At 67.5% G+C, this 12,434-nt stretch carries 10 protein-coding genes; 2 read left to right on the top strand and 8 right to left on the bottom strand.

Going from position 1 to position 12,434, the window contains the following annotated elements; all coding sequences use genetic code 11:
* Nucleotides 1–166: 166 nt before the first annotated feature.
* The 8 genes from OEZ60_RS17690 to acs form a co-directional block, all read right to left on the bottom strand.
* Nucleotides 167–2,281 carry a 3'-5' exonuclease gene (locus OEZ60_RS17690; RefSeq protein ID WP_263339081.1) on the bottom strand — a complete coding sequence of 705 codons (2,115 nt, stop codon included), beginning with the start codon at nt 2,279–2,281 and terminating at the stop codon, nt 167–169.
* Nucleotides 2,226–2,636, bottom strand: coding sequence for a response regulator transcription factor (locus tag OEZ60_RS17695; RefSeq protein WP_263339084.1), 411 nt, complete (start codon nt 2,634–2,636; stop codon nt 2,226–2,228). The genes OEZ60_RS17690 and OEZ60_RS17695 overlap by 56 nt, the downstream gene beginning before the upstream one ends.
* Entirely contained in the window at nt 2,623–3,159 is a 537-nt protein-coding gene (locus tag OEZ60_RS17700; RefSeq protein WP_263339086.1) for a hypothetical protein, read from the bottom strand. Before OEZ60_RS17700 ends, OEZ60_RS17695 begins: the two co-directional genes overlap by 14 nt.
* Nucleotides 3,160–3,169: 10 nt before the next feature.
* Nucleotides 3,170–4,996 (bottom strand): DUF294 nucleotidyltransferase-like domain-containing protein, encoded by a 1,827-nt coding sequence (locus OEZ60_RS17705; protein WP_263339090.1) that lies wholly within the window; start codon nt 4,994–4,996, stop codon nt 3,170–3,172.
* Nucleotides 4,997–5,056: 60 nt separating this feature from the next.
* Complete coding sequence (locus OEZ60_RS17710; RefSeq protein WP_263339093.1) at nt 5,057–6,778, bottom strand: sodium:solute symporter family protein; 1,722 nt, start codon at nt 6,776–6,778, stop codon at nt 5,057–5,059.
* 6 nt (nt 6,779–6,784) lie between these two features.
* Complete coding sequence (locus OEZ60_RS17715) at nt 6,785–7,042, bottom strand: DUF4212 domain-containing protein (RefSeq protein ID WP_263339096.1); 258 nt, start codon at nt 7,040–7,042, stop codon at nt 6,785–6,787.
* A 66-nt stretch (nt 7,043–7,108) separates the two neighbouring features.
* Nucleotides 7,109–7,789 (bottom strand): adenylate kinase, encoded by a 681-nt coding sequence (locus OEZ60_RS17720; protein WP_263339098.1) that lies wholly within the window; start codon nt 7,787–7,789, stop codon nt 7,109–7,111.
* A 4-nt stretch (nt 7,790–7,793) separates the two neighbouring features.
* Nucleotides 7,794–9,752 carry an acetate--CoA ligase gene (acs, locus tag OEZ60_RS17725; protein ID WP_263339100.1) on the bottom strand — a complete coding sequence of 653 codons (1,959 nt, stop codon included), beginning with the start codon at nt 9,750–9,752 and terminating at the stop codon, nt 7,794–7,796.
* 453 nt (nt 9,753–10,205) lie between these two features.
* Here acs and OEZ60_RS17730 point away from each other — a divergent pair, with 453 nt between their 5' ends.
* The gene (locus OEZ60_RS17730) at nt 10,206–10,700 is read left to right on the top strand and encodes a HugZ family pyridoxamine 5'-phosphate oxidase (protein ID WP_263339102.1); all 495 of its coding nucleotides are present in this window, start codon (nt 10,206–10,208) and stop codon (nt 10,698–10,700) included.
* Nucleotides 10,701–10,765: 65 nt separating this feature from the next.
* Nucleotides 10,766–12,427, top strand: coding sequence for a response regulator (locus tag OEZ60_RS17735; RefSeq protein ID WP_263339104.1), 1,662 nt, complete (start codon nt 10,766–10,768; stop codon nt 12,425–12,427).
* Nucleotides 12,428–12,434: the final 7 nt, after the last annotated feature.

The raw sequence follows: 12,434 nt of genomic DNA on the forward strand, positions 1-12,434 counted from the left end.
AGCCGCGTCCGCCGCGCGCCCCACGCGTCACCTACCGGTTCACCGACTGGGCCGCGATCTAACTGGCTGTATCTCTCGGGTCAGTCAGGCCGGAACGCGGCAGACAGGCGATGCCGTCGCGTCGGCTTCGGCGCCCCCCCCGGGCCGTGACCCATTCGGACGACGCTCAAGCGTTCAGATCCCTGAGCAACCGACCGTGCTTCCTGACCTCGGTCAAGACATCGCCGAAGGTCACGATCCCCTTTCCCTTCAGCATCGGCAGGAGCTTCAGGAACGCCTCGGCCGTGGCGATCGTGTCGCCGATCGCGGTGTGGCGCGCCTCCTCGGGGATGGTGATGCCGAGCCGCGCGGCGAGCGCGTCGAGAGAATGGCTCTCGGTCTGGCCGTAGACCACCGCCGAGAGAAGCACCGTGTCGAGGATCGGGTGGTCGAAGGCCTGCCCGATCTCGGCCTCGCGCCGTTTGAGGAAGGTCATGTCGAAGGGCGCGTTGTGGGCGATCAGCACGGCGCCCTCGGCGAAGCGATGGAACCGGGTGAGCGCCTCGGCGATGCCGGGCGCGCCGGCCACCATCCGGTCGGAGATCCCGTGCACCGCGGTCGCGCCGGGCGGGATCGGGCGGCCGGGATCGACCAGCATGTCGAGAACTTCGCCCTGGATGCGCCGCCCGTTCACCAGCCGGAGCCCGGCAATCTGCACGATCTCGTCGCCGGCCTCGGGCAGAAGCCCGGTCGTCTCGGTGTCGAAGACGACATAGATGAGATCGCCGAGCGGCGTCGCCGCGAGCTCCGCCGCTGGTGGCTTGAGGAGCAGGTCGAAGTCGTAGACCACCTGCCGCGCGATCGCCGCCACACGCGCACCCGCCCGGCGCGCCTCGCGGATCGGCAGCAGGATCGCGGCCCTTCCGTCCTCCGCTTCCGGCCAGCATTCGGTGGCATGGGAGGTCAGCACCGCCCGCCCGGTCGCCTCGCCTGCCGCCGGGTCGAGCGGCCCGGCGAGCCAGTCTTCGAGCATGCCCACGGTCAGCGCCGGCCCGGTCCAGCCGAGCTCGATCATTGCGCCGGCACCGTCCTCGACGAGCCGGAGCGTCACCGCCCCGGCGATCCCCGCCGCCTTCAGCCGCCGCGCGAAGCCTGCGAGCAGCGCGACGGTCTCGAACCCGTCGCAGCGCAGGATCAGGTCGTCGGCCTCGACCTTGACCGCCACGCCCGCCGCCTCCGCCCGCGCCCGGAAGCCGTCGACGAGATCGGCCGAGCGCGTCGACGGCAGCGCCGCCCAGCTGCCGCGCGCCGCGTCGTAACGGTCGGCGAGCTCCTTCACCGAGGCCGCGAGGGTTCCGACTTCCTGAAGCAGCGCCGCGTTCAGCGCCTCGCTGCCCGCGTCCTCGGCGAGGACGCCGATGACGGTCTGCAGGTTCGCCGCCGGGCGGCGGATGCGGTCGAAGATCTCCTCCAAAAGCCGGTCGCGGCCGGCATGGGCGGCAAGGTCGCCGGTCACGTCGCGCAGGGTCAGCACATAGCCCGGCGCCGACCCGCCGCCTTCGAGAAGCCGCATCCGGCCCGAGAGCACCCGCGCCCCGTCGCGCGTCGCCACCAGAAGATCCGAGACCGCCTCGGCGTCACCCGCGGCCACCAGCCGCTCGTAGGCATGCATCAGGGGCGCCTCGCGCAAGGCGTCGAAGACCTTGCGGTCGAGGCCGGGCGCCGCGCCTGCGCCGAGGATGTCGGTCGCGGGGCCGTTGTAGAACACCAGCTGATGCGCCCCCGAACACAGGAGCACCCCCGCCGGCACGTCCGACAAGAGCGCCTCGAGCCGGGCCTTCTCCTCCTTGAGGCGGGTCGTCTCGCGCTCCACCGCCTCGGCAAGGGCATCCCGGGTCTCGGCGAGCGCGTCGGTCAGGGCCGTCGCGGCCGGGCCGAGATCGCCGAGGTAGCGCCCCGGCGCCGCGTCGAAGGTGCCCGCGCCGTCGGCATGGGCCTGTGCCCGCATCCCCGCGGCGAGCCGGTCGAGCGCGCGGCCGACATTCTCGTCGAAGAGCAGCCAGACCCAGGCGGCGATGCCAATGATCCCGAAACTCGCCACAGCGCCCGCCGTGACGAAGGCCGACTGCGTTTCGGGCAACCCGGAGTGCTGAAATCCGAGCCAGAGCCCGCCCACCACCGACACCACCCCGCCCACGGCGATCGCCGCGAAGAAGAGAAGCAGCCGCTGGCGCAGGCTGAGGCCGTTACCCATCGCCTCCCGCTCCCTCGGCGCCGGGCTCGAGAAGTTTGCGAACTTCATCGCGCAACTCCTTGAGTTCGAACGGTTTCGCAATAAACCCGTCAGCACCGAGCGCGAGCCCCTTGCGGCGTTCCATCGCCGAGCCGCGCGCGGTCATCATCAGGATCTTCACGTCCTTGAGCTTGGGGTCCATCCGCACGTTCTGGCAGATCTCGTAGCCCGAGACCTCGGGCAGCATCACGTCGAGCAGCACCAGATCCGGCGCGGTATCGCGGATCTTCGGCAGCGCCTCGGCGCCGTTGGCGATCCGGTCGTGGTCGTAGCCCTCGCGCGTGAGCACGTAATCCAGCGCCAGCGCGATGTTGTCCTCGTCCTCGATAATGAGGACCCGGTGGCGTTTCTTAGCCTCTGCCATTGCCTCCTCCCTCGCATGCTGCCCGGAGCGCGGGATCCTCCGGGTCGAGTTCCTGCCAGTCCGCGACCGCCAGCTCGGCGGCGGTCGCCCCGGCCGCGCTGGCGTCAACGCGCCGCGCGCCGGCACAGTCGAAGAGCACCGTGAGCCCGTAGGAGGGCCGCCAGCGCTCCATCAGGTAGAGCTTCGCGTGGCGCATCTCGGGGCCGGGATCGGCGGGCAGTCCGGCTTCCGGGCCGCGATCGAGCAGCGCCATCCGCGTCGTCACCGGCGCGAGGTAGGTCCAGGGCCGCCAGAAGTCGCTGCGTTCGTTCTTGAAGGTGACGACGGCGCTTTCGGGCAGGGTCAGTCGGGTCCGGTCGGCCCAACTGTATTCGTTCCAGACCATGAACAGGAGCATCGCCACGCCCGCCCCCGCCGGCATTGTCCATTTCGGCAGACGCCGCCCGGAAAGCCGGTTGAGCCCCATCACGAGGCCGGCGGCGGCGAAGCCCGCTGCGACGATGGAGATGAAATCGATCAGCATGGCCGCTCCTTCAATTCAACGCTCCCTTGCCGTGGCCAAGCGCCGACTGCATCGTGCGCACCACGACGAAGGCATCGCGCAGATGGCTGCGCTCAAAATCGGAAAGGCTCGCGGGCGCGAGGTAGTTGTCGGGCTTCTCACCCGCCTTGACCCTTGCCGCCTGATGCTCGAGCCGGGTCTCGGCGATGAGGTCGTAGGCCTCGATCAGGTCGCGCCCGCCCGAGGCCGAGACCACCCCAGCCTCCACCGCCGCGACGAGCCGCGCGCGGGTGTTGACCGGCGGGAGGCGCCCCTGAAGCGCGTAGACCCGGGCGAGGTCGGTGACCGGCACGACGCCGGAATGCTTCATGTCGATCTGATTGCGGTGCTCGCCCGAGCGAATCGTCGCGAAGCCGCGGATGAGGCCCAAGGGCGGCGTGTGCTTGAGCGAGTTGGAAATCATGTGGGCGACGAAGATCGAGTTCTTCGCGGCGGCGTCCAGCGTCTCTTGCTGGAGGCCGCCGAAGAGATGCGCCGCGCCGCCGATGGGGCGCAGGTCGAACATCACCGAGGCGAGCATCTGCGCCTCGGGGCTCGGGGTCTGAATCCAGCCGCGGAAATAGTCGCGCCAGACCCGGACCGGCTGGCGCCAGCGCGGATTCGTCGCCATCATGTCGCCGGGGCAGTAGACATAGCCGCAGGTGTCGAGCCCGTCCGAGACGACTTTCGCGAGCTTTTCGAAATAGGGCATATCCGACGCCGTCACCGCGTCGTCGAGCATCAGGCAGTTGTCCTGGTCGGAAACGCCGGTCTGCTCCTGCCGGCCCTGGCTGCCGCAGGCGAGCCAGAGATACGGAACCGGCGGCGGCCCGAGTTCCTTCTCCGCGAGCGCGAGAAGCCGCCGCGTCACCCCGTCGGCGATGTCGGTGATGAGCCGCGTCGTCACCTCGTGAGCGTTGTGACCGCCGACGAGCTGGCGCAGGAGGCCCGGAATCCGCGCCGTCGTCTCGGCCATCTCGGAGGCGCTTTCGGCCAGAGCGATGTCGCGGATCAAGACGGCGGAGCTCACCGCCTGGTGGCGGGTCAGGTCGGTCTGGGTGATCATGCCCCTGAGCCGCCCCGCCTCGGTCACCGGCACATGGCCGATCCGGCGTTCGAGCATCAGGTGCAGGATGTCGGTGCCAAGCGCCTCGGGCGAGAGCGAGGCCGGGTCCACGGTCATGATCTCGGCCACCGGGGTGGCCGGGTCGCGGCCCTCGCCCAGCAGCCGGTGCGAGAGGTCGCGGGTGGTGACAATGCCGAGAAGCACGCCGTCGGGATCGGTGACGCCGAGGCTCGAGACATTGGCCTCGCGCATCATCCGCGCGGCCTCGGCGGCCGGGGTCTCGGGCGCGCAGGCGACCGGGTCGCGCGCCATGAGTTCGCCGACGCGGCGGGTGGCGAGGTCGCTGCCGCGTGGCTCCGCACCGCGGCCGCGGCTGAAGAACTTGGCGAAGCTCTCGACGGAACTCACGAGCCGGCGGAACTCGGCCACCGGCAGCACCAGAAGCGTCGCAGCGCCCGTGGTGCGCGCCGTCGTCGCGGCGCGGCCGTCGCGCATCAGCCCGCGTTCGCCGAAGGAGTTTCGGGGGCCGAGAAGCGAGACGAGTGCGCCGTTGGAATCGAGAATCTCGACCCCGCCCGACTCGATCAGGAAGAGGCCGGGCAGCTTGGCGCCATGTCCGTAGATCTCGGCACCCGCGCCGAGCTGCCTGCGGCCGAAGGAGCCGGCGACCCGCGCCAGCTCGTCCTGCGGCAGACTGTCATAGGGATGGACCGTTTCGAGGAAAGCCTGAATGGTCCGAACGTCCTCGCTCACGTGGTCCTCCGTGTCCGGGGTGGCGCGCCCCGTAGAGGGACGCGCCTTGATTGTAGGAGATCAGTGGCCGGTGGCCGCGCCGGCGCCTTTCGGCACGCGGATCGATTCCACCAGTTCCTGGATCTCGGCCGGGGTCTCTTCGGTCGCGTTCGAGACAACGAAGGCGACGATGAAGTTGATGATCGCACCAACCGCACCAAAGGCCTCCGGCGAGATCCCGAACACCGGCGTTTCGGCGAAGGCCGTGCCCGGGATGAAGAACCAGCCCTTGTAGGCGAAGATGTAGAGCAGCGTCGAGATAAGACCCGCGAGCATCCCCGCGATGGCGCCCTGCTTGTTGATCCGCTTGGAGAAGATGCCAAGGAGGATCACCGGGAAGAGCGAAGCCGCCGCGATGCCGAAGGCCAGCGCCACGACCTGGGCCGCGAAGCCCGGCGGGTTGAGGCCGAGGATCGTCGCGATGACGATCGCCACCAGCATCGAGACCCGCGCCGCCATCAGTTCGCTCTTTTCCGAGATGTTCGGATTGAAGACGCCCTTGATGAGGTCGTGGGAGACGGCCGAGGAGATCGCCATCAGCAGGCCCGCCGCGGTCGAGAGCGCCGCGGCGAGACCGCCGGCGACCACGAGCGCGATGACCCAGCCCGGCAGGCCCGCGATTTCCGGGTTCGCGAGAACCATGATATCGCGGTCGAGCTTGGTCACTTCGTTGGTGGCTTCATCGGCGGTGAACTCGATCTTGCCGTCACCGTTCTTGTCCTCGATCGCCAGGAGGCCGGTGGCTTCCCAGTTCTTCATCCAGTTCGGACGCGCTTCCAGCTCGAGCGGCTGGGTGATGTCGCCACCCGGATAGACCGTGGTGATGAAGTTCAGACGGGCCATCGCGCCGACGGCCGGGGCCGTGGTGTAGAGGATCGCGATGAAGACCAGCGCCCAGCCAGCCGACCAGCGGGCATCGGCGACGCGCGGCACGGTGAAGAAGCGCACGATGACGTGCGGCAGGCCCGCGGTGCCGATCATCAGCGACGCGGTGTAGAGCACCATGTTCAGCGTGCTCGTGGTATGCGCCGTGTACTGGTTGAAGCCGAGTTGGGTCACCACCTCGTCGAGCTTGGCCAGAAGCGGCTGGCCGCTTTCCAGGTGCGTGCCGAAGAGGCCGAGCTGCGGCAGGAAATTGCCGGTGAGCTGCAGCGAGATGAAGATCGCCGGAATGGTGTAGGCGAAGATCAACACGACATACTGCGCCACCTGGGTATAGGTGATGCCCTTCATGCCGCCGAGCACCGCGTAGACCGCGACGATGCCCGCGCCGATCCAGAGACCGGTCGAGTAGCTGATGTTCAGGAAGCCCGAGAACGCCACGCCGACGCCCTTCATCTGGCCAATGACGTAGGTGATCGAGGCCGCGAGAAGGCAGATCACCGCCACGATGCGCGCCGCTTTCGAGTAGAAGCGGTCACCCACGAATTCCGGCACGGTGTACTTGCCGAACTTGCGCAGGTACGGCGCGAGCAGCAGCGCCAGAAGCACGTAGCCGCCGGTCCAGCCCATCAGGAACAGCGAGGTCTGGTAGCCGCCGAAGGCGAGCAGGCCCGCCATCGAGATGAACGAGGCCGCCGACATCCAGTCGGCCGCCGTGGCCATGCCGTTGACGACCGGATGGACGCCACGGCCGGCGGCATAGAACTCGCTCGTGGAGCCCGCGCGGGCCCAGATCGCGATGCCGACATAGAGCGCGAAGCTCAGGCCGACGACGATGATGTTAAGGGTATACTGTTCCATTCCGTCTTACTCCTCGACGCCGTGTTCGCGGTCGAGCTGGTTCATGCGCCAGGCATAGAAAAAGATCAGGACCAGAAAGACCAGGATCGAGCCCTGCTGGGCAAACCAGAAGCCGAGATCGGCGCCGCCGACATTGATGCCCATCAGCATCGGCCGCAGGATGATCCCGAAGCCGAAGGAGACCAGTGCCCAGATCACCAGACAGACCTGAATGAGCCGAATGTTGGCCTTCCAATAGGCGTTGGACGAAGATTTGTCCGCCATTTGTGTTACTCCCTTGAGTTCCCTCGTTTCCCGCCGGCGCCCCCTTCAGTCGGGGCGCCGTCTCCCTCAGGCCGTCACGCGGCGCAGGATGAGCCCGAGCGCCGAGGCGATCCCGGCGATGGAACCCATCGCGTCGACCGTCTCGAGCACCCCCATCTTGCGATAATGCGCGATCAGCGGCGCCGTCTGGGCGTGATAGGCCTTGAGCCTCTCGCGCACCGTCTCGGCATTGTCGTCGGCCCGGCGCTTGAACTCCGTGCCGCCGCATTTGTCACAAACGTCCGCCTTCGCGGGTCGCTTGTGGGTATCGTGGTATCCCTCTCCGCAACTGGCGCAGGTGAAGCGCCCTGCAACCCGGCCGACCATCGCCTCGTCGTCAACCTCGAGGCTGATCGCGGCCGAAACCTTCTGGCCGGCATCGGCCAGAAGCCCGTCCAGCGCCGCGGCCTGTCCGGCCGTGCGCGGGAACCCGTCGAGGATGACGCCGGCCTTCACATCCGGCTCGGCCATCCGGTCCTTGAGGATCGCCAGCACGATCTCGTCGGAGACGAGACCACCCGCCTCCATCACCGATTTCGCGGCGAGCCCGGCCGGCGTGCCCGCCGCGACCGCGGCGCGCAGCAGATCGCCGGTCGAGAGCTGGATCAGGCCAAACTCTTCCTCCAGCATCCGAGCCTGGGTGCCCTTGCCGGCACCCGGAGGCCCGAGCAGGATCAGTACGGCCGGAGTGGTAGTCGTATCGCTCATGCGCTCAGCCCCGGTTCATGCGGTTGTCGATGAGGTCGTCCACGACCGAGGGGTCGGCGAGCGTCGAGGTGTCGCCGAGCGCGCCGTAGTCGTTCTCGGCGATCTTCCTCAGGATCCGGCGCATGATCTTGCCCGAGCGGGTCTTGGGCAGGCCCGGCGCCCACTGGATAAGGTCGGGCGAGGCGATCGGGCCGATCTCGGTGCGGACCCACTTCACCAGTTCCTTGCGCAGATCGTCGGTCGGCTCGACGCCCTTCATCAGCGTGACATAGGCGTAGATGCCCTGGCCCTTGATCTCGTGCGGATAACCCACCACGGCGGCCTCGGCGACCTTCTCGTGCGCGACGAGCGCGCTTTCGACCTCGGCCGTGCCCATGCGGTGGCCCGAGACGTTGATCACGTCATCGACGCGGCCAGTGATCCAGTAATAGCCGTCCTCGTCCCGGCGGCAGCCGTCGCCGGTGAAGTAGTAGCCCTTGTACTGCTGGAAATAGGTTTCCTGGAAGCGCTGGTGGTCACCCCAGACGGTACGCATCTGGCCGGGCCAGCTGTCGCCGATGCAGAGGACGCCCTCTACGCCGTTGCCTTCGACCACCTTGCCGCTCTCGGCCTCGAGCACCACTGGCTTGACGCCGAAGAACGGCAGGGTCGCGGAACCCGGCTTGGTCTCGGTGGCGCCCGGCAGCGGCGTGATCAGGTGGCCGCCGGTCTCGGTCTGCCACCAAGTGTCGACGATCGGGCATTTGCCCTTGCCGACATGCTTGTCGTACCAGGTCCAGGCTTCCGGGTTGATCGGCTCGCCCACGGTGCCGAGAATCCGCAGGTCGCTGAGGTCGTGCTTCTCGACCCATTCCGGCCCCTGCCCCATCAGCGCGCGGATCGCGGTCGGCGCGGTGTAGAACTGGTTGACCTTGTGCTTGGCGCAGACCTCCCAGAAGCGACCGGCATCGGGATAGGTCGGCACGCCCTCGAACATCACCGTGGTCGCGCCGTTCGCGAGCGGCCCGTAGATGATGTAGCTGTGGCCGGTGACCCAGCCGACATCGGCGGTGCACCAGAAGATGTCGCCGTCCTTGTAGTCGAACGTGTACTGATGTGTCATTGCGGCATAGACGAGATAGCCGCCCGAAGTATGCACCACGCCCTTCGGCTTGCCGGTCGAGCCGGAGGTGTAGAGGATGAAGAGCGGGTCCTCCGCGCCCATCGGCCGCACCGGGCAATCGGGGGCGGCGGTCTGCATCAGCGCGAGCACGTCGACGTCGCGGCCATCGATCCAGGTCGTCTGGTCGCCGGTATGCTTGACGACGAGGCAGCGCACCCTGTCCGAACAATGCAGGAGTGCCGCGTCGGTGTTCGCCTTCAGCGGCGTCCGGCGGCCACCGCGCGGCGCGGTGTCGGCGGTGATGACGAGCTTGGCGCCGCAGTCATTGATCCGGTTGGCGAGCGCATCCGGCGAGAAGCCCGCGAAGACGATCGAATGGATCGCGCCGATCCGGGCGCAGGCGAGCATCGCGTAGGCCGCCTCGGGGATCATCGGCAGGTAGATCACCACGCGGTCTCCGCGCATCACGCCCTGGCTCAGGAACACGTTCGCCATGCGGCAGACGTTCTCGTGAAGCTCTCGGTAGGTGATGTGCTTGGCCGGCGTTGCCGGATCGTCCGGCTCCCAGATGATCGCGACCTGGTCGCCGCGGGTGTCAAGGTGACGGTCGATGCAGTTCGCCGCGACGTTGAGGACGCCGTCCTCGAACCACTTGATCGAGACCGAACCAAAGTCGAAGTTGGTGTCCTTCACCTTGCTGTAGGGCTGGATCCAGTCGAGGCGCTTGCCCTCCTCACCCCAGAAGGCGGCTGGGTCCGAGACCGACGTCTCGTACATGTTGCGGTAGCCGTCCGGTGTGACATGCGCGCTCTCAAATCCCGCCGGAATCGCCCGTTTCGCCGCTGTATCCGTTGCGCCCATCATCGCCTCCTGTGCCGATTTCCCCCCGGGAAGGCCCGCGACCAGCAGCGCAAAGCCACCAGAGGGCCGCGAAGCCCGCTCAGCCGCCACTGTAAACCATTGTCGGATTTTTGTGTAACCTATTTTATCTACTGGATTTTTTTGTAAAAAAATTGACAGATAATCGGAAAATTATGTAAATATTTTCGCACCAAAGCAACGATTGCCGTGGATTATCAATTCATTGGTTGTTGACGGATGCGAAGCGGCCGACGGAGCGCCCTGCCTTCAACCTCCAGGCTGTCCGGTCCCACATTCCGTGCAGATAGCCCGGCGAGGCGAATCAACCCGCGCTGACGGGGCCATGTGATTCGCGGTCAGGGCGATCCGGCCGGGCAAACGCGCCGCGCTTGCCGGCCCGGGCCGCGATTGGTACCGCTTGAACGCCACGAAAGATGCAAGCGGGGACCGGCGATGCGCGACAAGATCAATCCGATCCGCGAGACCGACGACGAGGCGCGCGGCCTTGCCCGCGAACTCCTGACCGCGGCGACAACCGCGGCTCTCGGGGTGATCGAGCCCGAGACAGGCGCACCATTCGTCAGCCGCATCGCCTTCGGCCTCGGTCCCGAGGGAAAGCCGATGACGCTGGTCTCCGACCTCGCGGTCCACGCCCGCGCGCTGCACACCGATCCGCGCGCCTCGCTGCTGATCGGCGAACCCGGAGCAAAGGGCGATCCGCTCACCCATCCGCGCCTCACGCTGCGGGCGAGCGCCCGCTTCTTCGCCCGCGAAGACGGTCGACGCGACGCGCTCCGGGCAGCGTGGCTCGGGCATCACCCCAAGGCGAAGCTCTACGTCGACTTCGCCGATTTCCACTTTGTCCTCTTCGACATAGCGGGCGGACTTCTCAACGGCGGCTTCGCGAAAGCCTATGCACTCGACTCGAATGACCTTAGAGTGACTTGAGACACGGAACCTCCGGCGCGGGAGCGCATCAGACCACATGACGCCCAGATCAGCGACGAGCGAGTATGGCTGACCGAGCGATTTGGCTGGACGAGATGTCGCGTCAGGGAAAGCGACTCGAGGCGGATCTCGTCGTTCGCCAGGTCGGGATCGCGCTGAGTTGCGTGCTGTTCGGCGTGCTCCTGCCGTTCTGGCTCGTGTTCTTCACCTACCTGCTCTGCGTCGGCTGCGACATCCTGCAACTCCGCCTGCAAGCGGCGTTCGCGGCCAACCCGACCCGGTTCCGGCATGCGCTGATCCTCGCCAATTCGACGGCCATCGTCGCGTTCTACTGCGTTCCGGCGCTTTTCCTCGCGATGATCCCCGGCCCGCTGGTCAAGTTCGCGGCGCTTCTGCCGCTCGTCGGGGCGCTCCTCAACGTGTCGATCGTACGATCGATTCATCTGCCAATGGGCATTCTCAGCAGCGTCCCGCCGGCGCTGGTCCTCTTGTGGATTCCGGCGCAAAGCCTTGGCGACCCAACGGCGGCGCATGTCGGTCTTGCGATCGCGGGTGGGGTCGCTCTGGTCGGCTACTTCATCGCCTCACTGGTGCAGAACCACCGCGCCCAGACCGCGCTCATTACCGCGATCGAGGATGCCAACGCCGCGAACCGCGCCAAGAGCCGGTTCCTTTCGGCGATGAGCCACGAGTTGCGGACCCCGCTCAACGGCGTGCTCGGGCACAGCCAGCTCCTGCGCGAGGCGGGCGATCTCGACACCGCGCGGCGCCACGCCGCGGAAGTTGAAGCCGCGGCGCGCATCCTGCGGATGCTGGCGGAGGACGTGATCGACCTCGCGTCGCTCAGCGAGGGCGAGATCCGGTTCCACCCGGTGACCGCCGCGATCCGCGCCGAACTAGAGGCGGTGGCGTCGATGAAGCTGCCGGTAAAGGGCGGAAAAGACCCGGTCATGTCGATCGAGATCGCCCCGGAAGTGCCGGAATTCGGACGCTTCGACCCGATCCTGTTGCGCAAGTGCCTGACCCATCTCAGCGCCGCCGTGATGTCGGACCATTCCTCGGACAGCCCGGCACGGATCGACATGCGCTGCTCACTGGCGCCGGGACGAATGGATCGGCTCCGGATCACCATCGCCGCGCGCGGTCCCGGCTGCGCGCCGGAGGACCGCGTCGCGATACCGGGCGGCGAAGGTCTCGCGACGACGCTCGTGCACCGCATCGCCGAAGTGATGGGCGCCCGCGCCGCGGTGCTGCGCGCGCCGGACGGCAGCCCCGTCGCGCGGATCGAGGTTCCCTTCGTGATGGTGCCAGACCCACCCGAGACCGGCGCCGAAAGCATCTACGGCCGGCTTCGCGTTCTGGTCGTCGACGACATCGCGACCAACCGCCTCATCGTCGTTCAGATGCTGCGCAGCCTGCGAATTGAGGCCTTCGAGGCCGAAAGTGGCGGCGACGCGCTCGACCGGCTCGCGGATGAGGAATTCGACCTCGTCCTTCTGGACATGAACATGCCCGACATGGACGGCGAGGCGACCTTCCGCGAGATCCGTACCGCGGGCACCGGCTGGGCAGGTATTCCCGTCGTCGCGCTCACCGCCGATGCCGCGGTCACACAGCGCGAACACTACATGGCGCTGGATCTGGACGGATTCATTTCGAAGCCCGTCGACAAGCGGCTTCTCTGGGCCGAGATCCTTTCCGCGGTACCACCGCCCCCCCCGCTCTAGAAGGGAT

This window comes from Albidovulum salinarum (assembly GCF_025673475.1).
GTDB classification, from domain to species: Bacteria; Pseudomonadota; Alphaproteobacteria; order Rhodobacterales; family Rhodobacteraceae; genus Albidovulum; species Albidovulum salinarum.

Excerpts from the sequence above, each read along its gene's own strand:
- acs (WP_263339100.1), bottom strand. The coding sequence starts at position 9,752 with ATGGGCGCAACGGATACAGCGGCGAAACGGGCGATTCCGGCGGGATTT.
- OEZ60_RS17720 (WP_263339098.1), bottom strand. The coding sequence starts at position 7,789 with ATGAGCGATACGACTACCACTCCGGCCGTACTGATCCTGCTCGGGCCT.
- OEZ60_RS17700 (WP_263339086.1), bottom strand. The coding sequence starts at position 3,159 with ATGCTGATCGATTTCATCTCCATCGTCGCAGCGGGCTTCGCCGCCGCC.
- OEZ60_RS17715 (WP_263339096.1), bottom strand. The coding sequence starts at position 7,042 with ATGGCGGACAAATCTTCGTCCAACGCCTATTGGAAGGCCAACATTCGG.
- OEZ60_RS17690 (WP_263339081.1), bottom strand. The coding sequence starts at position 2,281 with ATGAAGTTCGCAAACTTCTCGAGCCCGGCGCCGAGGGAGCGGGAGGCG.
- OEZ60_RS17695 (WP_263339084.1), bottom strand. The coding sequence starts at position 2,636 with ATGGCAGAGGCTAAGAAACGCCACCGGGTCCTCATTATCGAGGACGAG.
- OEZ60_RS17730 (WP_263339102.1), top strand. The coding sequence starts at position 10,206 with ATGCGCGACAAGATCAATCCGATCCGCGAGACCGACGACGAGGCGCGC.
- OEZ60_RS17710 (WP_263339093.1), bottom strand. The coding sequence starts at position 6,778 with ATGGAACAGTATACCCTTAACATCATCGTCGTCGGCCTGAGCTTCGCG.
- OEZ60_RS17735 (WP_263339104.1), top strand. The coding sequence starts at position 10,766 with ATGGCTGACCGAGCGATTTGGCTGGACGAGATGTCGCGTCAGGGAAAG.